Source organism: Caballeronia sp. LZ003 (genome assembly GCF_031451465.1).
In the GTDB taxonomy this organism is placed as follows: domain Bacteria; phylum Pseudomonadota; class Gammaproteobacteria; order Burkholderiales; family Burkholderiaceae; genus Caballeronia.
Map to the genome: position 1 here is coordinate 1 of NZ_JARUXJ010000173.1, position 488 is coordinate 488.

1 protein-coding gene is annotated in these 488 nt (G+C 60.0%); it reads right to left on the reverse strand.

Annotated elements, in window-relative coordinates; all coding sequences use genetic code 11:
* Positions 1 to 434: hypothetical protein (locus QCE79_RS33660; protein ID WP_309851871.1), on the reverse strand; the 434-nt coding region annotated here is incomplete at its 3' end.
* Positions 435 to 488: the final 54 nt, after the last annotated feature.

A 488-nucleotide genomic window follows, 5' to 3' on the forward strand; every position in this document is an offset into this window, starting at 1 on the left:
CCAAAACTCTCAGCCGCCGTTCGCGCCACACGTCCAATACTCTGTCCTGCGATTTGGCTACCGCCTCCGATTCCCAAAGTACCGACGTTGATCACCAAGTCTTCCTTGGCCCGCTGCACCTGGCCCGGACTTAGCCTCTCGCCTGTGACTGGATTGATGTTGTACGTGTTGAACAGCGCCGCCATCCTACCAACACTTTCCGCGACCTCATAACCAAGCCCTAGCACCGCCCCGCCCGGAGTCGTTGCTACGCTCGAATCGGACAACCGATCGCGCATCGTCGGCGGCAATGCCCGAATTTCACCATCAAAGTCCGACGACCGTCCAGGACCCGTTACGAGAACGTTGAGCTCACCAAGAGCCGGACGCCGGTCAACCGGATTCGTCACCTGGATCTGCAACTCGGACAGCCGCTCGGCGCGCATCTGCTCCACGCTGTATGCTGCCCCGCCATACGGACTGATTGCGTCTGCCGCTGCATAGCTTTC